This is a genomic window from Streptomyces sp. G5(2025) (assembly GCF_049542075.1).
In the GTDB taxonomy this organism is placed as follows: domain Bacteria; phylum Actinomycetota; class Actinomycetes; order Streptomycetales; family Streptomycetaceae; genus Streptomyces.
On sequence record NZ_JBMUZT010000006.1, the window covers coordinates 2681201 to 2702426 of the forward strand.

Sequence of the window (21226 nt, forward strand, 5' to 3'; positions counted from 1 at the left end):
GGGCTGGATCTATGGCCGCAACGTCTGCTCCTTCGTCACGTCCCGCCGGTCGAGCTTCGCGTCGTACGGGGCCAGCGGCTTGCCCGAGGGCGTCGCGACCCCGGCCCACGCCTGGATGCGTTGCGTGGCCTTCGCCTTCTCGTCCGGGACGAGCTGCGAGACGGTCGCCCCATGGTTCGCGCCGGGCGCCGTGAAGACGTGGCTGTCGTGCTCGGCGCCCCGCGCGGGACGGAACTTCTCGGCACCGTACGGGTCGTACTCGCCGTAGACGTACATCATCCGTTGGGCGTTGTGCCGCACCCAGGTGTCGATGTCCCGCATCGCCCGCGGCGTGAACCGCATGGGGATGTCGCGCGGCACGAAGGTGCGGGGCGGCTGATAGCCGTAGCGGCTCAGGTCGCCGAGCCAGGGCTGGCGGATGGTGGGCGCGCCGAGTTCGGTGCCCGCCTGGTAGTAGTACGGCGTGTAGGGCGTGAGGCCCTTGTCGGTGTAGGAGGACCAGCCGCCCACCGAGTCGACGTAGTCGAAGAGGTCCTGGTCGGTCATGGTGGCCGCGTCGGGGATGGTGCCGCAGGCGGTGGCCGCGGGCTGGTACTGCCAGAAGCCCCAGACCAGGTCCATGACGACGGCCTCGAACGCCTTGTCCAGCGTGCCGACGGTCTTGAAGGTGTGGCCCTCCGCCTCGGCGTATTCGGCGAGCTTGCGCGACAGCGGCTCCCTGCGGACCATCGCCTCGCGCTGCACGGCCTGGATGCGCTCGCGGCACTCCTTGGTGCCGACGTTCGCGAGGAACTCGTCGTAGGCCGAGTCCTCCTTGTCGACGACGTCGTTGGGCGCGACGTAGGAGACGATGCCGGCCATGTCGCGCGGGTAGAAGCGCTCGTAGTACGTGGCGGTCATGCCGCCCTTCGAGATGCCGGTGGCCAGCCACTTCTTGCCGTAGATGGGCTTGAGCGCCTGGTAGATGCGGTGCTGGTCGGTGGCCGCCTGCCAGATGTCGAGCTTGGACCAGTCGGCGGGCTCGGGGCGCGAGGGCGTGAAGAAACGGTACTCCATGGAGACCTGGTTGCCGTCGACGAGCTGCGTGGGCTCGCGGCGGCTGGGGTTCGTGGAGACGCTGTAGCCGCTGGTGTAGTAGACCGTGGGGCGGCTGGTGTCCTTGTGCAGGACCGTCAGGCGCTGCTTGAACGTGCCCTTGGAGGGGCGGCGGTGGTCGACCGGCTGGGTGTAGTTCAGGACGAAGAAGCGGTAGCCGGGGTAGGGCTTCTCCTCGATGAGGCTCATGCCGGGTATCGCGAGCAGCCTGTCCTTGATGTCCGTGCCGGCCGTCGTCCCGGTCGTGGCGGGCTCGGCGGTCGAGGCCGGTTCCGCGGTCGTGGCCGGTTCCGCGGCCGTGGCCGCTCCGGTCGTCGTCGCTCCGGCCGCGCCCGCCGTGCCTATCAGCACCACGAGCGACAACAGCCATCTGAGCATCTTGCGCATGCACCCTCCCCTGTCGACACAGCAACGCCCCGGAACCTAACGGAGCAACTGGGCCCACACCAGGGGGAGTTATCCGGCGACAGCGGACGTCAGCAGAGAATCCAGCCCGTACTGACCCCGCGCCCGGAGACCGACCCCGTCACGCGCACGCACCGGTGGCCCGCGTGCACCGTCACCGGGCCAGCGCGGCGGGTGTAGCGCCCCTTGTCGCGCACGGGGCGGCTGCCGCGCGCCTGAACGCTGACGGACATGGCCTTGCGGGCACCGGCACGCTTGGCGGTGGTCACGGCGCAGACGTAGCCACGGGTCTTGAAGACCTCGACCTTGCCGGTGCTGAAGGGCAGCGTGCGCACCTTGTGGCCGACGCACGGGCCCGCGAGGGCGTGGGCGGCGCCGACGCCGGGGCCCGCGAGGGCGAGCAGGAGGGAGGCGGCGAGCCCGGCGGCGCCGAGCGTCAGCCGCCGTCGTATGCGACCTCGGCCGCGACCACTGCTCACGGTTTCCCCTCCCGCCCCTGCGGCATCAACGTACTGATGTACGGACGCAGCCCACCGCCCCTGTGGTTGCGGGAACCCCCGGTTTTTCTGCCCCGCCCCTTCTGCCCCGCCCCTTCTGCCCCGCTGCCGGCTCGGCTCGGCTCAGGCGATCTCCACCGGCTCGCCCACGAACGTCCGCCACAGCTCGGCGTACCGCCCGCCGCGCGCGAGCAGTTCCTCGTGCGTACCGTCCTCCGCGACGCGCCCCTGGTCCATGACGACGACGCGGTCGGCGCGGGCGGCGGTGGTGAGGCGGTGGGCGACGACCAGCGTGGTGCGCCTGCCCGCTATGCGGTCGGTGGCCTGATTGACCTGCGCCTCGGTGGCGAGGTCGAGCGCGGCGGTGGCCTCGTCGAGGAGCAGGATGTCGGGGTCGACCAGCTCGGCGCGGGCCAGCGCGATGAGCTGGCGCTGACCGGCGGAGAGGTTGCGGCCGCGCTCGGTGACCTCGTGGAGGTAGCCACCGTCCAGGGTGGCGATCATGTCGTGCGCGCCGACCGCGCGGGCGGCGGCCTCGACCTCGGCGTCGGTGGCGCCGGGCCGCCCGTAGGCGATGGCGTCGCGGACGGTGCCCGCGAAGAGGTAGGCCTCCTGCGGCACGACACCGAGCCGGTGGCGGTACGCAGTCAGGTCCAGGTCGCGCAGATCGGTGCCGTCCACCGTCACGCGCCCGCCCGTGGGGTCGTAGAAGCGGGCGACGAGCTTGACCAGCGTCGACTTGCCCGCGCCGGTCTCGCCGACGAAGGCGACGGTCTGCCCGGCGGGTATCCGCAGCCGCACGTCGGCGAGGGCCTCCTCCTCGCCGTTGTACGCGAACCGCACGTCCTCGAAGGCGATCTCACCGCGCAGCGACGGCACGCCCAACGGCTTCTCGGCGGCCTTGGTCGACGTCGGCTCCTGGAGAAGCTCCTGAATGCGGCCGAGCGAGACGGTGGCCTGCTGGTAGCCGTCGAAGACCTGGGAGAGCTGCTGGACGGGCGCGAAGAACAGGTCGATGTAGAGGAGGTAGGCGACGAGCGCGCCGGTGGTCAGCGTGCCCGCCTGGACCCGGCCCGCGCCCACGATCAGTACGGCGACGACGGCGACGGACGACAGGAACTGCACGAACGGGAAGTAGACCGAGATCAGCCACTGGCCGCGGATGCGGGCCTGGCGGTAGCTGTCGCTGTTGCGGGCGAACCGCTCGGCACCGGAGCGCTCGCGCCGGAAGGCCTGCACGATGCGCAGCCCGGCGACGGACTCCTGGAGGTCGGCGTTGACGGCCGACACACGCTCGCGCGCCAGTTCGTACGCCGTCACGCTCGACTTGCGGAAGAAGTACGTGCCGACGATGAGCACCGGCAGCGTCGCGAAGACGACGAGGGCCAGCTCCACGTCGATGACGAGCAGCGCGACCATGATGCCGAAGAACGTGACGACGGAGACGAAGGCGGTGACCAGGCCCGTCTGGAGGAACGTGGACAGCGCGTCCACGTCCGTGGTCATCCGGGTCATGATGCGCCCGGTCAGCTCCCGCTCGTAGTAGTCGAGCCCGAGCCGCTGGAGCTGCGCGAAGATCTTCAGCCGCAGCGCGTACAGGACCCGTTCGCCGGTGCGTCCCGTCATCCGCATCTCGCCGGTTTGCGCCGTCCACTGCACGGCGACGGCGGCGAGCGCGAGCCCCGAGGCGGCCCAGACGGCGCCCAGCGCGAGCTGGTTGACGCCCTCGTCGATGCCGTGCCGGATCAGGACGGGCAGCAGCAGGCCCATGCCCGCGTCGACGGCGACGAGCAGCAGGCTCAGCAGCAGCGGCGGCCCGAAGCCGCCGAGCAGCCTGCGCAGGCCGTACGACTCCTCGGGGCGCACGGCCCGCGCCTCGTCGATGCCGGGCTTGTCGTCGGCCGGGGGCAGCGCGTCCACCTGGGCGAGCAGCTCGGGCGTGGACGGCATCCCGGACAGCGCGGTGTCCCGGGGTTCGCGGTCGCCGGTCCACAGGGCGGGGGTGATGCCCCGCTCCGCGTCGAACTCGGCGTCCAGCTCCTCCCGTACGGAGGTGTCCTCGGGCACGTCGGCCCGCAGCGCGTGGCCGGGCGAGACGCCGCCCAGCTCGTCGGGGTCGGTGAGCAGGCGCCGGTAGAGGGCGGAGCGCTCCTCCAGCTCCTCGTGGGTGCCGATGTCGGCGAGGCGTCCGCCGTCGAGGACGGCGATGCGGTCGGCGAGGTTCAGGGTGGAGCGGCGGTGCGCGATCAGGAGGGTGGTCCGGCCCGCCATGACGCCGCGCAGCGCCTCGTGGATCTCGTGCTCCACACGCGCGTCCACCGCCGAGGTCGCGTCGTCCAGGACGAGCAGGCGGGGGTCGGTGAGGATGGCGCGGGCGAGCGCGATGCGCTGGCGCTGGCCGCCGGAGAGGGTCAGCCCCTGCTCGCCGACCGTGGTGTCGTACCCGTCGGGCAGCTCGGAGATGAACCGGTCGGCCTGGGCGGCGCGCGCGGCGGCCTCGATCTGCTCCTGGGTGGCGTCGGGGCGGCCGTACGCGATGTTGGCGCGGACCGTGTCGGAGAAGAGGAAGGAGTCCTCGGGCACGAGCCCGATGGCGGAGCGCAGGGAGTCGAGCGTCAGTTCGCGCACGTCGTGGCCGCCGATGAGGACGGCACCGTGCGTCACGTCGTAGAAGCGGGGCAGCAGCAGCGAGACGGTGGACTTGCCGCTGCCGGAGGAGCCGACGACGGCGAGGGTCTCGCCGGGGGCTATCTGGAAGGTCAGCCCGTCGAGGACGGGCTGTGTCTTCGTGGTGCCCTCGTACGCGAAGCCGACGTCGTCGAACTCGACGGTGGCCGGGGCGTCGGCGGGCAGCTCCTTGGTGCCGTCGCTCATGCTCGGCTCGGTGTCGATCAGCTCAAGCACGCGCTCGACACCCGCGCGGGCCTGCTGCCCCACGGTCAGCACCATGGCGAGCATGCGCACAGGGCCGACGAGCTGCGCGAGGTAGGTGGAGAACGCGACGAACGTGCCGAGCGTGATCTCTCCGCGCACGGCCAGCCAGCCGCCGAGGGCCAGCATGGCGACCTGGCCGAGCATGGGGACGGCCTGGAGGGCGGGGGTGTAGCGGGAATTGAGGCGGATGGTCCGCATCCGGCCCGCGAAGAGCTTGCGCCCGACCTCCCGCAGCTTCCCGGTCTCCTGGTCCTCCTGCCCGAAGCCCTTCACCACGCGTACGCCGCTGACGGCACCGTCGACCACTCCGGCGACGGCGGCGGCCTGGGCCTGCGCGTACCAGGTGGCGGGGTGCAGGCGGGTGCGGGAGCGGCGGGCGATGAACCACAGGGCGGGGGCGACGGCGAGTGCGACGAGGGTGAGCGGCAGCGAGAGCCAGGCCATGATCCCCAGCGAGATCACGAAGAGCAGGATGTTGCCGATGGTCATCGGCAGCATGAAGAGCAGGCCCTGGATGAGCTGGAGGTCGCTGGTGGCGCGGCCGACGACCTGCCCGGTGGACAGCTCGTCCTGGCGCCGCCCGTCGAGCCGGGTGACCGTCCCGTACATCTCGGTGCGCAGGTCGTGCTGGACGTCGAGGGCGAGGCGTCCGCCGTAATAGCGGCGGATGTAGGTGAAGACGTACACGAGGACGGCGGCGCCGATGAGCGCCCCCGCCCAGGGCCCCATGGAGTGGCCGCCGCCCTGGCCGTCCTCCCCGATGACGTCATCGATGATCACCTTGGTGATCAGGGGGACGACGGCCATGACGGCCATGCCGGCGAGCGAGGAGCCGAGCGCGAGCACGACGTCCTTCGGATACCGCCAGGCGTATCCGGTGAGCCGTCGCGCCCATCCCCGTTGCTCTGTCACGTGCTGCCTCCCGTAGACCTGACCTGCCGAGAGGCCCAACACGGCGGGAGGCGGATTTCATCCCGCCGCAACAAAGACGGCGCTACGTCAGCTGCCGGGCACCGCCACGAACGCCTCGCGCGGCGTGTCCGTCGGGACGTAGCGCGCGGCTGCCGGGGCCTGGGGCGTCAGGTCCTTGTGGATGGCCTTGGCGACGCCCTGGATCGTGGCGACGCCGTAGTTCATGGTGCTGTTGCCGTGCGTCAGCACGGAGATCGTGTAGTCGTGGCCGCCGCCCTTGAAGGCGCCGATGCTGTGCACGCGCCAGCCGTGCGTCGACCGCTGGAGCCAGCCGTTCTTGACGTGTATGTCGACGCCGGCGGGCGCGCCCGCCGGCGTCCCCCAGCGCTGCGAGGAGACGACCTTCCCCATCAGCTTCAGGATGTAGGCGCGCGCGTTGTCGCTCAGAACGGAGTTCTTGGCGGTGAACAGCGCGAGGAGCTTCTGCTCGTCGGCCGCGTTGATCCGGGTCAGGCCCCAGTAGCCGCCGGAGCCCGGCACGGTCTTCGTCATCTTGGCGGCCTTGAGGAAGGCGTTGATCTTGCCGGTGCCGAGCTGGCGCCAGAGCGTGCTGGTCGCCCCGTTGTCCGACGTGGTGATCATGGCGTGCGCGAGGTCCGACTCGCGCTCGGTCAGCTTCCGGTCGGTCTTCTTCGCGTCCCACAGGAGCGTGGCGAGGACGGTCGCCTTGACGACGCTGGCCGAGTCGAACGAGGTGGTCGAGCGCAGGGTGCAGGTCGTCTTCGTGGCGCGGTCGTGCAGCCCGACCGCGATGGTGCCCTTACGGTTCTTCAGCGCGGCCGTGATGTCCTTGGTGAGCTTGGCGGCGAGGCCGGCCTGCGCGGAGGTGCAGCTGACCGTCGGCGCGGGCGCGGCGACGGCGGGCGCGGAGCCCGCGACGGCGCCGAGCGGCACGAGGACGCCTGCGGCGAGCCCGCCGGAGAGCAGGCGGGCGCGCCGGGATATCCCGGATACCGGGTGGTGCGTCATGAAGTCTTTCCCATCCCCTTGAATCCGTACGGGATCCCCCGATCCCCCGTGGGCCCGTACAAGCGCGCCCCCGGCGCGCTCGCCCCACATGACTCGCCGGGGGTGGAGAAGGTTGTACGGAAAGCCGCTGGTCGATGCAGATGGTCGGGGCGGGCAGGCACAGAAGATGGACCAGAGCGGACAACGGCGCTAAGCGATCTCTCCCATCCACATGCGCCGCCCCAGCTCATCCAGATCCGCTCTGCGCTGCTCGTACTCGGGCAGGGCAATCCGCACGAGCCGCCAGAAATCCGCACGGTGTCCTGGGACGGCCACGTGCGCCAGCTCATGCGCGATGACGTAGTCGATCAAGTGCATGGGGAGCTGGAAAAGCGGCCATCCGAGGCTCACCAGGCCCGGTTGCCCTGAACCACCCGGCGCGCGGTAGGAACCCCACCGCTGTCCGAGATCTCGCACCTCAAGCCTTGGCTCGGCCACCCCCATCCGGGCTGCCCATGGCTGGAGCCGGCCCCGCGTCCAGGCCCGGCCGGTCCGGCAGTACCAGTCGACCAACGCCGCCCGCCCCACCTCCGGGTCCTCGGCCATAGCCCGTCCCATGACCAGCCGCCCCGCCACGAGCCTGACCCGGACGTCCGCCTCCTCGCCGTCCGAGAGGGCTAGCCGGTACGTCCTGCCGAGATAGCGGAATAGTTCCCCGTCGATCAGCCGCTTCGCCGTGTTGACCGGCCGGACACGCTCCCGCTCGGCGAGCTTGGTGACCAGCCACGACCGGTGCTCACGTACAAAGCCCTCCGCCTCCCGGGCCGTCCGCTCTCCGGGCACGTGCAGGACGAGACTGGCATCGGGGGTGACGGTGAGTGCAAACCTCTTTCTGCGTGGGCTGACCCGAATCCGCAGGGCCAAGCCGTCGACGGTGAGCAGCTCACCGTCGACAGGAGCGGTCTGATTCTCGGCGAGGACGGTCACACCCTCTATTCTCCCCGGGCCCTGCCCAGGAACCTCGCCCGGTTGTCCTGCGCGTACGCGGCGAGTCGCTGAGCCGCCGCTTCCAAGGCTGTCCAGTCGCCTCCGGCCGGTCTCAGCCCTCCCCTGATCAAGTCGGTCTGGAGAGCACTGGCGAGAGTCGTGATGTCCTGATGCTGCCCTTGGTAAGAGGCCTTGGCCATGGTGTAGGCCGCCGTGTCGCAGACCGCGCTCACGAGCGGGCGGACATCGTCGACGGTACGGCGGATCCCGGGACTCTCCGCCACGAGCTGCTCCACCAGGCGGTAGACCTTCTGTTCCAGCGGGGAGAGACCGGCGAGCGCGGGGTCCTCCTCGTCCTCCTGCCTGGCCTCGTCGATCAGCTCCCTGAACTTCTCCACCTGTTCCTCGAAGCGGCCGGGGATCTCCCGCAGAATCTCTTCGAGCCGCTGGGAGAGCCGGGCGTACTTCTCGGGGTCCTCCCTCTTGACGCGCTCCTCCAGGTGGAAGCGGAGCGCGTGACCCATCTCAGCCGCGGCGTCCTTCGCCGGCAGTGCGCGTACCGCGTCGTCGAAGCCGTACGCGGCGATCGAGACCGGCGGGATCGCCTGCTCGATCTCGGGTCCCTCCAGATGGTCGGCGATCATGGCCCGGACCTTGCGGCCGTATCGACGCATCGTGAAGGTCCCGCCATCGCCGTCCCGATGCAGGCGACGGATGCGCTTCTGAAGCAGGGCCCACCGCCGGGCGTCCGCGACGTAGTTGAGAGCCTCTTCATGGGGCAGTACGCGTTCCATGGTGGCGAGGAAGGCGTGCAGAACCTCGTCGTAGCCGAACCGGTCGTCTTCCGCGTCGAACCGCGCCAGGGCGTCCCGCAGCCGGACGGGGTCGGGCAGGTCCGCGTCCGTGACGCCGTTCCGGAGCAGGAAGGCACGCACTTTGTCGGCGGCCGGTTTCAGGGCGTCGACCTCTTCGGACATGCTGCGCATGGTGTCGTCGACATCGGCGTCTCGGTATCCCGCCAGCGCCTCGGTGAGGTGTCCGAAGATGCCGTAGTAGTCCACGACGTACCCGATCTCCTTGCCCGGGTACGGCCTATTGACGCGAGCGACAGCCTGCAGCAGTTCGGCGTCCCTAATCGGCCGGTCCAGGTAAAGCACCTGCTCGCGCGGGGCGTCGAATCCCGTCAGCAGCATGGACTTCACGATCAGGAAGGCGATGGGGCTTTCCGGGTGCACAGGGTCGGGAACGGTCCGCCGCTGGGTTTCCTGTTCGACTGCCGGGGCTTCGGACCAGGGAGCATTGCCGGTCCCCGAGCCTGCGCCATGGTGCCCGTCACTCGACGCGGGTGGCGGGTACAAGGGCGTCGTTGCCACCCACTCGGGCTCTGGCGTCGGCTGCGGGAACCCCTTCTGGAAGCGCTCGATGTACGCCTCCTGCCGCTTGCCGTCGGTCCACTCGGCCCACCGGCCGCGCTTGTCGTCGGCACTCGACGAAATGACCGGCACGAAGTCGATACGGCGAAGTAGCGACCGGAAGCGGTACGCCTCGTGGAGGTACCGAAGCCGCCCCCGAGCTTCTCCGGCGGAATACCCGCCACGGACGCCGGGTCGTAGCCGTCGAGATCGGCAAGCAGCCGATCGCGCGCCGCCCGCAACGCGTGGTGGTACTGAACGGCCGCCTTCCGACTGACGGCCGCGACCTGGGCCTTGAAGCCACCGCCGGACAACACTGTTGTCACCCAGTGCTCCAACATGTCGTCGGCCTTTGCCGCGATCATCGGCACGGACTCGGCGACATCCCGCTCCGTGGGCCACCGTCTGAGGAGGGCTGCCCGCTCCTCAGGGCTACGATCCCGCACCAGGTCGTCGAAGTTCCGGTCCAGGCTCGCCCCGTCCCGGACATCGCCCTCCCCGGTGCGCCCTTCGTAGCGGATACGTACGACGACGCCGTCGTGCTCAGCGTCCTCCATCCGGTACTCATCGAGGAAGCCGCGCTCGGAGTCGCCGCGTCCGAAGATCCGCCGAGTGTCCTCTTCCCGGCCGGTGACGATGGGCGTTCCGGTGAAGCCGATCTTCGCGGCGTTGGGGATCGCCTTGCGCAGGGCGGCGTGCAGGAAGCTGGTGTGTGAGCGGTGGGCCTCGTCGACGAGGACGATGATGTCGGACGAGGTGCTGCACTCGGGGAAGTCGGGTTCCCGTTTCTTGGCCTTGCCCTTCCCCCTGACCTTCTTCGACTTCTTGGTCTGCTCGAACTCCGCTACGAGGTTACGGTCGTCGGCCTCCGAATCGGCCTCCCCGGAGAAGGTCAGCCCGGCACCGTACTTCTGGATCATCCCAAAGACGACGCGCGGCCCGCCGTCCCTCAGCAGCCCCTCCAACTGCGTACGGGTGGTGGCCGTCTCGACATCAGACTCGCTGAGCTTCAGCGTCCGCGTCAACTGACGCTGCAACTGGGTCCGGTCAGTGACGACCACGACCATGAACTGGCTGAGCTTGGGATGCAAATGAACCCGACGCACAAGGAACGTCATGGTCAGACTCTTGCCGGAGCCCTGGGTGTGCCAGATGACGCCGCCGCGCTCGTCCTCGTCACCGGTCTCAGGCCGGGTCTTGCCGGTCAGCAGCCTGCGTACGGCCTTCTCGGCTGCACGGTACTGCTGGTGCCGGGCCACAGCCTTGACAAGCCGCACAGCCCCGTCATCGGACTCGACGGGCAGCGGGATGATGTAGTGACGTACGACGTTGAGCAACGCCGCCCGACGCAGCACGACACCGACGAGCTTCTGCTGTTCGGTGAGGGGCCGAGGGCGGGCGGGGTTCCGGTCGTTGTCGGGTGCGAGCAAACCCGCGTCACGCAACTCCCCCCGCAGCCTGCTCTCTTCCTCGGGCTGGATGCTGCGCCAGGGGTGGAAGTGTGCGGGGGTGGAACTGATCGTTCCCATGTGCGCGGTGTCGCCGCTGGCAGCGACGAGGAGCTGCACGGTCCGGAAAAGTTCGGGCACTCCGGCGGGCGCCGTCGCCTCGGTGCTTGCCCGGACGTCGTCGTCGTCTTCGTCGAGCGGATCGCCCGCGTAGTGCCGCAGATCCAGAACGGCCTCACGGATCGGCTCAGCAAGATCGGGTCTCTTGCACTCCACGGCTACGAGCGGGATGCCGTTGACGAAGAGGACGATATCGAGAACGGAGAGCTCGCCGGAGCTGTTCACGAACCGGAGCTGGTCGACGACCGTGAAGTCGTTGAGGCCGCCGCGATCCGGGTCCCACTCGATGTACTGCACGGTGGCGGAGGGCCCACCGTGCTCGGCGGAGGGTGCGCTGAGCACATGCCCGTTGAGCAGAAGGTCGGTCGCGGCGAGATTGGCGGTGAAGACGCCTTGACCGAGCGGGACGGAGGCGAGCTCTCGGATGGAGCGCTCAATGTCGTCGCGGTCCATCCACGGCGCGCCGTCAGAGGCGCGGAGGTTGATGCGCCGCAGCGCCTCGGACAGCTTTCCCTTGAGCAGCGGCATGCCGGCGTCGAGCGCGCCGATATCCGCGCCGGACCGGTGCCGCCACCCCATGGCCTTCAACTGCGCGACGAACGGCCGCTCCACCTCGTCCCGCTCCACCTGTGCCACCGTGAACCCGCGCCTCTCTTCGCACAAATGCCCTGGTGGTCCATTGTGCGCTTTGGGTGCGGAGTCCGGGAGGGGAATCCGGGGCCCAGCTGGTGCGGCCCCTGTCCGTTCCTCTCTCCTCGTCTCCCTCTTCCTCTTCGTCGACCTCCTCTTCGGGATCGTCGTCATACGCGGGTACGGGGAGGCGGGCTTTGCGGCTGCGGGCGATTCGGGTCACGTCTCGCAGGGACTCGGCCATGCGGGCGGCCAGGTAGCGGAGCTGGGGTGCGGTGGCCTTCGGGTCACCAGCCAAGTCGTCGACATGACCGAGTAGTTCGTCGGCCATGCCGAGCTGGATGGATTCGATGCTGTCGGCGATACGGGAGACATGGCCGGGGGTTCCGTCGCCGATGAGGTAGCAGGGGTTGCCCTCTGGTGTGGACCAGGGATGGAGGCGAGGAGCGGTTGCGCCGGCGGAGGGGGCCTCGGATGCGATCATGCGGCGGCCACCTCAAGCCGTGGATGTGGCGGGGGCCTACATCGACGCCGTGCACGGCGAGCCACAAGGCGCGGCGGCGGGAGCGTTGACGCTTGGCTTCCACGCGCTGTTCGGGAGAGAGGAGGTAAGGGTGGACGAGAGAGCTGTATTCACCGCCCAGGATGGTGTCGTAGGGGAGGGGGCGGCGCGGCGAGCGGCTGCATGCGGACACGTCCCGCATGCCGGCCGGCTCCGCCCCCGCGAGGCGGTGGCGCCCGGAGGCAGGCAGCAGGAACCGCAACAGTGGTTCTACGAGGCGGGTGATACGGCGAAAAGCGGCAATGAAGGCGGCAGCTGCCTCGAGGTTCTGGACGGCCACCCGATGGGCGTCCCAATCCGCGACTCCAAGGCCCCGCACGGCCCCGCACTGGTCTTTCCGACGACGGACTGATCCTCATTCATCACGGCAATCAAGTCCGGACACCTCACCGACTGATGCCCCCACTCGATGAGTGTGGACAGCCTCCGCGTCACACTCTCCAAACCTGCCCTACCTGGGACGCGCCTCCGACCTCAGGCGACCATCCCCACCTTGACTCGTCCGGAGAGCAAGTCATCCACGAGCCCCTGCTTCAGCTTGCGGAGCTTGTCCAACTCCTCCGACTCACGGGAAATCTGCGCATCACAGGCTTCGAGCGTAGCGATAATTTCCCTCTGCTCATCCAGCGATTTCGGCAGGTCGATATCCATGTTCCGCAGCCGGGAGGGATTTACATTCACCTGCTGCACAGCAACGGTAGAGATAGCCCGAACCCGCTGCCTGATCACAGGATGCATCAACCATTCGACAAGGTATTCGGGGAGCACCCGTCGCACATCCGGATTCAGGCGCACCAGATACGACGCAAAGGTCGCTCGCGGTAGCTCGTCACGCCACAGCGCCGCCTTGCCGATGTGATCGATACTGTTGGTCCGGTTGAACAGGACGTCACCCTGGCGGAGATAAAGCCTTTCAGGGACCGCCACCGGACAATACCGAAGCTCCCCCACGTCGACGCGGCCGCCCTGGATGTTGTTCATGCGCAACACCGGAACACCGCCGGCGTTCCTATCGAGCGCTTCGGAGATCCCGTACTCGGCCACAGGAACGACGTCCTTGAGCGGCACACGAGCCCAACCCGATGAAGGCTCTTTGCGGCCAACGGATTCCAACGATGCCAGCAACGCTCCCTGCCGCACACTGCGAAGCTTGGCGATCGACTCCTCAATGCCACGCTCCAGCGCCGCAACACTATCGAGCACCTCAACAATCCGCCGCTGCACCGCGAGTGTTGGCAGCTCCAAGCGGAGATCGAGGAAATCCTCAACTCCCACATTCAGAAGCCCATGATTACGCGCCCCCTCTTTTGCGATCCACTGGATATCTTTATTTAGCAAACCGGAGTCGAAATAATACTGTAGGTATGATGGGTTAACACGCTTAGGGTTCGGACGGAAGCAGATATAGAGCGGCGAAACAACCCCTTCCCTATAGCGCTCCAGGCGGCGCACCACTCCAACCGGCCAGCCCGTCGAATAGCTCTTGTTGTAAGCGAAATCTCCTTCCCGCAACAGGTAGTACTGCGACAGATCAGCTCCTGCTACCCGACGATTGAAGAAGATTTCCTGATTCACAAGCCCATGGGCGGCAGAGATCGTCAGGACATTGGTGTTGCCGACTGAATTGCGGACGGCCACTCGTGAAGCAACATCTCGCAGCTTCACCTGAACGACCTCACGCATAGCCCAACCCCCTCAGGAACCCATCCAAATCTCCGGCAGCCCGCTCCCGCCCCTCCCGGATCTCCCGCAAAGAGACCCCATACTTCCGCTCCCACACTTCATAAGACGCCACCAACTCCCGCTGCCACCGCACCACATGACCCTCCAGCTTCGCCGCCAGGTCATCCCGCAACAGGTCCAGCACCACCCGGCGTCGCCCTTCCTCCCCGAGTTCGTCCCGCGCCTGGAACAAGCGGGGCGGCTCCTCGCCCAGCTTCGGCGGGTCGCTCGGGTACGGCTGGTACCAGAATTCCGCCTCCAGCCGCTTGATCGTCGCGTTGGCCTTCGTCCGGTCCTTCTTCACGACGGCGATCTCGGCCAGCAGTTTCTCCAACTCCTCGACGGAGAGCGTCACTTCCTGGGCGTCCACCGCGTCATCGACGTCCGGGGCGGCCTCGCCCCCGCCCTCGTCACCCTCCTCCCCGGACGAGGAACCCGGTACCCGCCCCTCCAGTTCCTTCAGCCGAACGTCCAGCTTCGCCTTCTTCGCGTCCGCCTTCGCCAGCTCCTCCAAGAAGTCGGGCGCGATCGCCGCGACCACCTTGTGGTCGTACGCCTGGCGCCGCTCGGCCGCCGTCCGCTTACGCAGCTTCTTAGTCCGGGGGTCCTGTTCCGCCGCGAGCATGGTCTCCACGTTCTCGACCCAACCGTCGATCACGCCCTTGAAACCGTTCTCGGACAACGCCATCAGGTCGTACTTGGCCTCGTACCACCACCCGGCGACCGCTCCCGCCAGCGCGTACCGGTCAAGAAGTCCGACCTCGCTCAGCCGCTCCACGAACGACTCCATCAGAGACGCCCGCACCCGCATCAGCGCGGCCTTCCGCTCCGATGCCGTCGACGTGGCCAGAGACTCCTTGGTCGCCGCCACCGCCTCCAGCTCCTGAGCCTCCGCAGCCCACCACGCGGTGAACGCCTCCCGCAGCGCCTCCTCCCGGGGCCGGGCCAGCTCGCCCATGTCAGGCCGCTCGCCCTCCCCCCGGAAGTCCACGTGCGCCGGGTCCGCCGGCTCCGCTCCATGAACAGGTCCCCGACCCCGATCCCGTACGCGTCGAGCAGCGACTTCTTCGCCTCGATCTCCGCGCGCGGCACCCCACCCACCAGGTGGGCCCGCACATCCTGCGGCTCGGGCGGCGGCGTGTTGTCCACGTAACGGCGGATGTTGAGGTTGTCGTCGTTGGCGGCCAGTTCCTCGCGGCTCACGACCCGCGAGAAGCCCGGCACCTCCGCCCACGAGCGGAATGTGGACACAATCTTCTCGACGTGCTCGGGCAGCAGTACGTTCTGCGCGCGCTCCGCATGGAATTCCCGGTCCGCGTTGATGAACAGAACACCCTTGTTCGTCCGCTTCCCCGGCGGGCGCAGCACCAGGATGCAGGCCGGGATGCCCGTTCCGTAGAAGAGGTTCGGAGCCAGGCCGATGACGGCCTCAACCGCATCGTCCTCCAACAGCTGCGTACGAATGGCCTGCTCACCGCCGCCTCGGAACAGCACCCCGTGCGGCATGACCGTGATGACCATGCCACCGCGCCCCTCCCGCTTCGTCTCCCACAGCATGTGCTGGAGGAACATCAGATCGGCCTTGCCGCGCTCGCTCGTCGCCCCATACTTGGTGCGCTCGGTCCGGTGTGCCAGCCCTTCGAGGACGTAGTCCATGGAGAACGGCGGATTGCTGAGCACTCCGTCGAAACGGTCCGCGTCCGACTTCGGCACATGAGTGGGGTGCGCGAGGGTGTCGCCGGTGGTCAGGTCGAAGCGGCGTACGCCGTGCAAGACCATATTCATCGTCGACATGATCCAGGAGCCGCTGTTCGCATCCTGGCCGGCGAAGAACATGTCCGAGGTGTCGCCGCCGTGCTCCTCCACGTACTCCTTGGCGTGGATCAGCATGCCGCCCGAGCCGACACACGGGTCGTAGATCCGCATGCCCTGCTTCGGAGCGAGTAGCTCGACCATCATGCGGACCACGGCACGCGGGGTGTAGAATTCACCGCCCTTGCGGCCCGCCGAGTCCGCGAACTCCTTGATCAGGTACTCGTACGCGGCACCGATCAGGTCGGGGAACTCGAAGTCGTCCGTACGCAGCCGGATGCGTCCGAAGTGGGCGATGAGCAGCCTGAGCCGCTGGTCGGCGAGCTTGGCCGCGCCTGAGGCGGCACCGGATCCGCCGATGCGGTTGAAGTCGAGGTGGTCGAAGAGGCCCTTGAGCTTGTCGTTCTGCCCTTCGAGGGCCTGGAGGGCAGGTCGCAGGGCGCTCTCGTTGATGTTGGAGGCAGCGGCGGAGATCACCTGCCAGCGGGCTTCGGCCGGCGCGAACAGCACATCGCGCTGGCGGTACTCGGACGGCCGCTCCAGGTAGCTGTCCAGATCCTCACCCTCGAGGTCGAGCTCCTTTGCCGCGTACTGTTTGATCTCCTCCCGCGCCGCCTCGAACTCGTCATTGGCCCGCTTCAGGAAGAGCAGCCCGAAGATGTAGTCCTTGTACTCAGAGGCGTCCATCGTGCCTCGGAGAATGTCCGCGGCGGCGAAGAGATGCCGCTCCAGCTGGGCGAGCGTGAGCTTGGCCACTTACCGACTCCCTACGACCTGAGATGACCGGCCAACACTATGACCCGCCCCGGTCCGCACTGAAATCCATCAGTACGAGGAGATCCCGAGAGCCTCTTCCACGAAGACGTGCATGTCCGTGTACGGGTCCCTGTCGATCTTGGCCACGTGCGGGCCGTGCTGAGCGTTCATCTGCTCGGCGTTGTCCTTCGCCCTTTGGAAGCGTTTCAGGACCTGGTGCGGGAGGACCACCTTCGGGTTCTCCGCGTCGCGGGAGCCCGGCGCGAACGGCAGCCGTTTGGCGGCCTCGCCGCACACCCCGGAGAACATGCCACTCACCGGACGATAGTGGGCAAGGCGCCACACCTCGAAGCACGGGTGAGAGAACGCGACCTCAACACCGGCCTCCTTGGCCTGCTTCATGGCTTCTGCGAGATACGGGTACTTGTCGTGGTCGAAGACACACCACACCTGCGGCATCATCGCCGACTTCAGCTTCGCCCGCTTGGCCTCGCGGGTCACCTCTCGCTTGAGCCGGACAGCCTTCTCCACCAGATCGAGCGGCTTGCGGTGGCTCTTGCGGTTTCGCTCTTGGATGTGCAGGACGACCTGGAGCCCCGGATCCTGGCGGACGCAGTTCTCCTCGGCCGTGATGATGTCGAAATAGGAGGGCTCGGTCTCCTTGCCCTCGGTGAAGACGTAAACCTCGCGCCTGCGCCGCCCGGCCCCTTTGGACCGCTTCAGCGAGTCCTTGCCCCGGTCCCCCCGTGCCATCAGTCCTGCCCCACCTGGTCGGCCATCTCCTCGTACGCACCGAACTCGCGCGCGGCGTAAGCCCGCCGAGCGATCTGCCCCTCCAGCAGCGAGGGCACTCCACCGAAGACACCGGCCAGATAGGACCGGGTCAGATCCTCGTCCTCACTCGGGTCGGCGTCCGTCAACGGATACAGAGTGGTCGCCCCGTCCCGGTCCTTCTCAGTCAGCCACACCTGGCCGGGGTCGAGGAGTCGCTCACCGATCGGCGTGGTGAGGACCGTCGCGTCGTGCGATGTGAAGATCAGCTGGGCACCGTGCGGATTCGCCTGCGGGTCGTGGAAGAGCCGGATGACTTCCGCGGCGAAGCGTGAGTGCAGGCTCGCGTCGAGCTCGTCGACGAGAAGGACCGCGCCCTCGTCCAAAGCCAAGAGCATCGGGCCCAGAAGGGCGAACCAGGAGCGCGTGCCGAAGGACTCGGCCTGCCAGTCGAAGGGGACGTCTCCGGCCGCCGAACGGTGGGTCAGCATCACCCCCTGCTGCCCAGGCCTTTCCTGGACAACCTCCGCACCGGTGATGCCGAGGTCGGCCACGCGAAGCAGCTCCCGGATGCGCAGTGCCCTCTCGCCCGAGAGCTCTCGGGTCGTGAACTTCTCGCGCTGGGGACGGTCGTCCTCCGGATTGATCATCCACAGGTTGCGCCGGAACCAGTGGAACAAGGGGGACAGCTGCGGGTGATTGTCCGTTCCTGCCGTGGAAAGCAGAAGCGCGTTCGGGCGCGTGCGGCGGGTGAGTTGGGCCCTGTCACGGATACGCCCGCCCGGCCACTTGAAGGTATCCGCGCGCGAGGCATCACGGTCGAGCCACTCCTGACGGCGGCCACGCGGGTAACTGTGCAGCCACTCCGACTCGACACGTGCCGGCCCCAGCTCGAAGCCGTACGTCCATCGAACCGAGTCGATGACGATGTCGACTTCAAAGAAGGACGGCTCGTCGTCGCTCTTAGGGCTCAGGGCGAAGACCTTGCGTTTGATGCCTTCGTACGCCGCCCAGTGCGCGTAGGAGTTAAGGACCGCGTCGCGCATGTCGCCCATGGCAGCCAGCACGTTCGACTTGCCTGACGCGTTCGCGCCGAAGATACCGAGCAGGGGGTACACCTCTACGGAGTCGCCTCCCGCGAGCTCCAGCGGGTTCGCCGCCCCGTCCTGTTCCTCCTCGGGTGCGATGAAGGACAGTTCCTGTTCGTCACGCAGAGAGCGTACGTTCGCGGCACGGAACCTCAGCAGCACATCGTCCTCCTCTCCGAGTTCTCCGAGCTCAGCGTAGTCGGCGGCTCCGACATCAGCCCGGCCGGGGACGCCCGCGACCTCGGGAAAGATACCCCTCGCCACGGGTCACGGGCAGCCGAACGAGTGATCAGTTCCCGGCAAGATGCGTAGGCGCGAACATCCGCAGCAGCGCCGGAAGCACCACCACCGAAGGCCCCGGCTGGGCCAGCGCCTTCGCCAAGTCGTTCCGCAGCGACTCCGGGGTCGTACGAACTCCCGGCACCCCGAAGGACTCCGCGAGCGCCACGAAGTCCGGCCGCGCCAGCTCCGTGCCGGTGGCCTCACCGAAGGCGTCGGACATGTACTCCCGCAGGATGCCGTAGCCCCCGTCGTCGACGATCAGCCACGTCACGTTGAGCCCGTACTGCCGCGCCGTCGCCAGCTCCGCTATCGAGTACATCGCGCCGCCATCACCCGAGACGGCAAGGACCGGCTGGGAGGGGTCGGCGACCGCCGCGCCGAGCGCGGCGGGGAAGCCGTAGCCCAGCCCGCCCGCGCCCTGCGCCGAGTGCATCGTGTTGGGGCGCCGCGCGTCGAACGCCGACCACGCCCAGTAGGCGAGGATCGTCATGTCCCAGAAGGACGGCGCCGCGTCCGGCAGCGCCTCGCGCACGGAGGCGAGGACCTGCTGCTCCAGCGTGAGGTCCTGCGCGGCGATCCGCTCGCGGACGCGATCCAGCACCGCCCGCACCCGCTCGGGCGCCGACGGGTCCTCGCGGGGCGCGTCGATCGTCTCCAGGAGGGCCGACAACGCCAGCCGCGCGTCCGCGTGGACGCCGAGCCCGGGGTGGTTGGACTCCAGCTTCCCCGCGTCCGCCTCGATCTGGACGACCCGGCCGCGCGGCTTGAACGTGTGGTAGTTCGACGACAGTTCACCGAGCCCCGAGCCGACCACGAGGAGGACGTCCGCGTCCTCCAGGAAGTCCGTCATGTGACGGTCTTCCAGCCACGACTGGAGCGACAGCGGGTGCTCCCACGGGAAGGCGCCCTTGCCGCCGAAGGTGGTGACGACCGGCGCGTTCAGCCGCTCCGCCAGCGCGAGGAGCTTCCCGGAGGCGTCCGAACGTACGACACCGCCGCCCGCGATGATCAACGGCCGCTCCGCGCGCGTGAGCAGCTCGGCGGCGACGGCCGTCAGCTCGGGGCGCGGCACGACCTCGTCGGGCGTGGCGTCCATGGCCGTGACGACCGGCAGCGTCGTCTCCGCGAGGAGCACATCCTGCGGGATCTCCACCCAGACCGGGCCGTGCGGCGCGGTGAGCGCGGACTCCCAGGCCGCGGCGATCGCCGACGGGATCTGGGAGGCCGTGCGGACCGTGTGGACCGACTTCACGATGTCGCGGAAGGACGCCTGCTGGTCGCGCAGCTCGTGCAGGTAGCCGTGACGGCCGCCGCCGAGTCCCACCACCGGCACCTGGCTGGCGATGGCGAGGACCGGCGAGGAACCCGCCGCCGCCTCCTGGAGCGCGGCGAGCGAGGTCAGCGCGCCGGGCCCGGTGGACAGCAGCAGCGGGGCGACCTCGCCGGTGATCCGGCCGTACGCGTCCGCCGCGAACCCCGTGTTGTTCTCGACGCGCAGGCCGACATACGACAACGACGAGCGGCGCAGCGCGTCGAACATGCCGAGCGCGTGCTGGCCCGGCAGGCCGAAGACGGTGGTCGCGCCGAGGCCGGACAGGGTCTCGACGACGAGGTCGCCGCCGTTGCGCCCCGGGGGCGGGTTCAGCGCGGCCTCGGTCTGCGCGGCGGTGGGCCGCAGCACGACATCGTGATCGTGGGTCACCGCTCGCTCGCCGCCTGGCCGGCCGCACGGGCCTCGCGCGCGTCGGCGATCTGGCGGGACATGATCGTCGTCAGCTCGTACGCCGTGTGGGAGGCGGCGACCGCGGTGATCTCCGCGTGGTCGTAGGCCGGGGCGACCTCGACGACGTCCGCCGAGACGAGGTTGCAGGAGGCCAGGCCGCGCAGGATCTCCAGGAGCTCGCGGGAGGTCATGCCGCCCGCCTCGGGGGTGCCGGTGCCGGGCGCGTGGGCCGGGTCGAGGCAGTCGATGTCGATGGAGATGTACAGCGGGCGGTCGCCGATGCGCTGGCGCAGCTGGTCGGCGACCTCGTCGGCGCCGCGGCGGTAGATGTCCGCCGAGGTGACGATGCCGAAGCCCATCTTCTCGTCGTCGGTGAGGTCCTTCTTGCCGTACAGCGGGCCGCGCGTGCCGACGTGGGAGAGCGCCTCGGTGTCGAGGATGCCCTCCTCCACGGCGCGGCGGAACGGCGTGCCGTGGGTGTACTCGGCGCCGAAGTACGTGTCCCAGGTGTCCAGGTGGGCGTCGAAGTGCAGCAGCGCGACCGGACCGTGCTTCTTGGCCACCGAACGCAGCAGCGGCAGCGCGATGGTGTGGTCGCCGCCGAGGGTCATCATGCGGGCGCCGGAGCCGAGGAGGTCGTCGGCGGCGGCCTCGATGGTCTCTACCGCCTCGTTGATGTTGAAGGGGTTGGCGGAGATGTCACCGGCGTCCGCGACCTGCGCGAGCGCGAAGGGAGAGGCGTCCTGCGCGGGGTTGTAGGGGCGCAGGAGGCGGGAGGCCTCGCGGATCGCGTTGCCGCCGAAGCGGGCGCCGGGGCGGTAGGAGACACCGGAGTCGAAGGGCACACCGACCACGGCCACATCCGTCTTGCCGCCGACCTCGTCGAGCCGCGGCAGTCGCGCGTACGTCGCCGGGCCCGCGTACCGGGGGATGCGGGAGGAGTCGACGGGGCCGCGGGGGGTCGTCGGGTTCTCGGCGCTGCTCATGGTCGGTGTTCCTCCTGCTGGTGCGAGTACTGCGTTTCAAGTGTCGCGCGCCCCACTGACAACGGGCCGCGCGAAG

At 68.8% G+C, this 21226-nt stretch carries 15 protein-coding genes and 1 pseudogene; 1 reads left to right on the forward strand and 15 read right to left on the reverse strand.

Going from position 1 to position 21226, the window contains the following annotated elements; genetic code table 11:
- Positions 1–9: 9 nt before the first annotated feature.
- The 8 genes and pseudogenes from ACOBQB_RS22905 to ACOBQB_RS22940 all read right to left on the reverse strand — a co-directional run.
- A complete protein-coding gene (locus ACOBQB_RS22905) occupies positions 10–1482 on the reverse strand; it encodes an aminopeptidase (protein WP_423594014.1) in 1473 nt (490 codons plus the stop codon).
- 89 nt (positions 1483–1571) lie between these two features.
- On the reverse strand, positions 1572–1979 hold the full coding sequence (locus tag ACOBQB_RS22910) for a hypothetical protein (protein ID WP_423594015.1): 408 nt from the start codon (positions 1977–1979) through the stop codon (positions 1572–1574).
- A 141-nt stretch (positions 1980–2120) separates the two neighbouring features.
- Entirely contained in the window at positions 2121–5843 is a 3723-nt protein-coding gene (locus ACOBQB_RS22915; RefSeq protein WP_423594016.1) for an ABC transporter ATP-binding protein, read from the reverse strand.
- An 87-nt stretch (positions 5844–5930) separates the two neighbouring features.
- Positions 5931–6872: a serine hydrolase gene (locus ACOBQB_RS22920; RefSeq protein ID WP_423594017.1), complete on the reverse strand. Its 942-nt coding sequence runs from the start codon at positions 6870–6872 to the stop codon at positions 5931–5933.
- A 189-nt stretch (positions 6873–7061) separates the two neighbouring features.
- Entirely contained in the window at positions 7062–7838 is a 777-nt protein-coding gene (locus ACOBQB_RS22925) for a M48 family metallopeptidase (protein WP_423594018.1), read from the reverse strand.
- A 5-nt stretch (positions 7839–7843) separates the two neighbouring features.
- Positions 7844–9031: a type I restriction enzyme subunit R domain-containing protein gene (locus ACOBQB_RS22930; RefSeq protein WP_423594019.1), complete on the reverse strand. Its 1188-nt coding sequence runs from the start codon at positions 9029–9031 to the stop codon at positions 7844–7846.
- Positions 9032–9042: 11 nt separating this feature from the next.
- Positions 9043–11445 (reverse strand): type I restriction endonuclease subunit R, encoded by a 2403-nt coding sequence (locus tag ACOBQB_RS22935; protein WP_423594020.1) that lies wholly within the window; start codon positions 11443–11445, stop codon positions 9043–9045.
- A gap of 181 nt (positions 11446–11626) precedes the next feature.
- Positions 11627–11932 (reverse strand): annotated as a pseudogene (locus ACOBQB_RS22940) (hypothetical protein); the annotation flags it as partial.
- A gap of 247 nt (positions 11933–12179) precedes the next feature.
- Here ACOBQB_RS22940 and ACOBQB_RS22945 point away from each other — a divergent pair.
- Complete coding sequence (locus ACOBQB_RS22945; RefSeq protein ID WP_423598681.1) at positions 12180–12362, forward strand: DUF397 domain-containing protein; 183 nt, start codon at positions 12180–12182, stop codon at positions 12360–12362.
- 122 nt (positions 12363–12484) lie between these two features.
- Here ACOBQB_RS22945 and ACOBQB_RS22950 read toward each other — a convergent pair whose 3' ends face one another.
- The 7 genes from ACOBQB_RS22950 to speB form a co-directional block, all read right to left on the reverse strand.
- Positions 12485–13693 (reverse strand): restriction endonuclease subunit S, encoded by a 1209-nt coding sequence (locus ACOBQB_RS22950; RefSeq protein WP_423594021.1) that lies wholly within the window; start codon positions 13691–13693, stop codon positions 12485–12487.
- Positions 13686–14603 (reverse strand): hypothetical protein, encoded by a 918-nt coding sequence (locus ACOBQB_RS22955; protein ID WP_423594022.1) that lies wholly within the window; start codon positions 14601–14603, stop codon positions 13686–13688. The genes ACOBQB_RS22950 and ACOBQB_RS22955 overlap by 8 nt, the downstream gene beginning before the upstream one ends.
- Entirely contained in the window at positions 14543–16300 is a 1758-nt protein-coding gene (locus ACOBQB_RS22960) for an N-6 DNA methylase (RefSeq protein ID WP_423594023.1), read from the reverse strand. Before ACOBQB_RS22960 ends, ACOBQB_RS22955 begins: the two co-directional genes overlap by 61 nt.
- Positions 16301–16369: 69 nt before the next feature.
- Positions 16370–17053 carry an RloB family protein gene (locus ACOBQB_RS22965; RefSeq protein WP_423594024.1) on the reverse strand — a complete coding sequence of 228 codons (684 nt, stop codon included), beginning with the start codon at positions 17051–17053 and terminating at the stop codon, positions 16370–16372.
- A complete protein-coding gene (locus tag ACOBQB_RS22970) occupies positions 17053–18321 on the reverse strand; it encodes an AAA family ATPase (protein WP_423594025.1) in 1269 nt (422 codons plus the stop codon). The genes ACOBQB_RS22965 and ACOBQB_RS22970 overlap by 1 nt, the downstream gene beginning before the upstream one ends.
- A gap of 127 nt (positions 18322–18448) precedes the next feature.
- The gene (locus ACOBQB_RS22975; protein ID WP_423594026.1) at positions 18449–20143 is read right to left on the reverse strand and encodes a thiamine pyrophosphate-binding protein; all 1695 of its coding nucleotides are present in this window, start codon (positions 20141–20143) and stop codon (positions 18449–18451) included.
- On the reverse strand, positions 20140–21150 hold the full coding sequence (gene speB / locus ACOBQB_RS22980) for an agmatinase (protein WP_423594027.1): 1011 nt from the start codon (positions 21148–21150) through the stop codon (positions 20140–20142). The genes ACOBQB_RS22975 and speB overlap by 4 nt, the downstream gene beginning before the upstream one ends.
- Positions 21151–21226 lie beyond the last annotated feature (76 nt).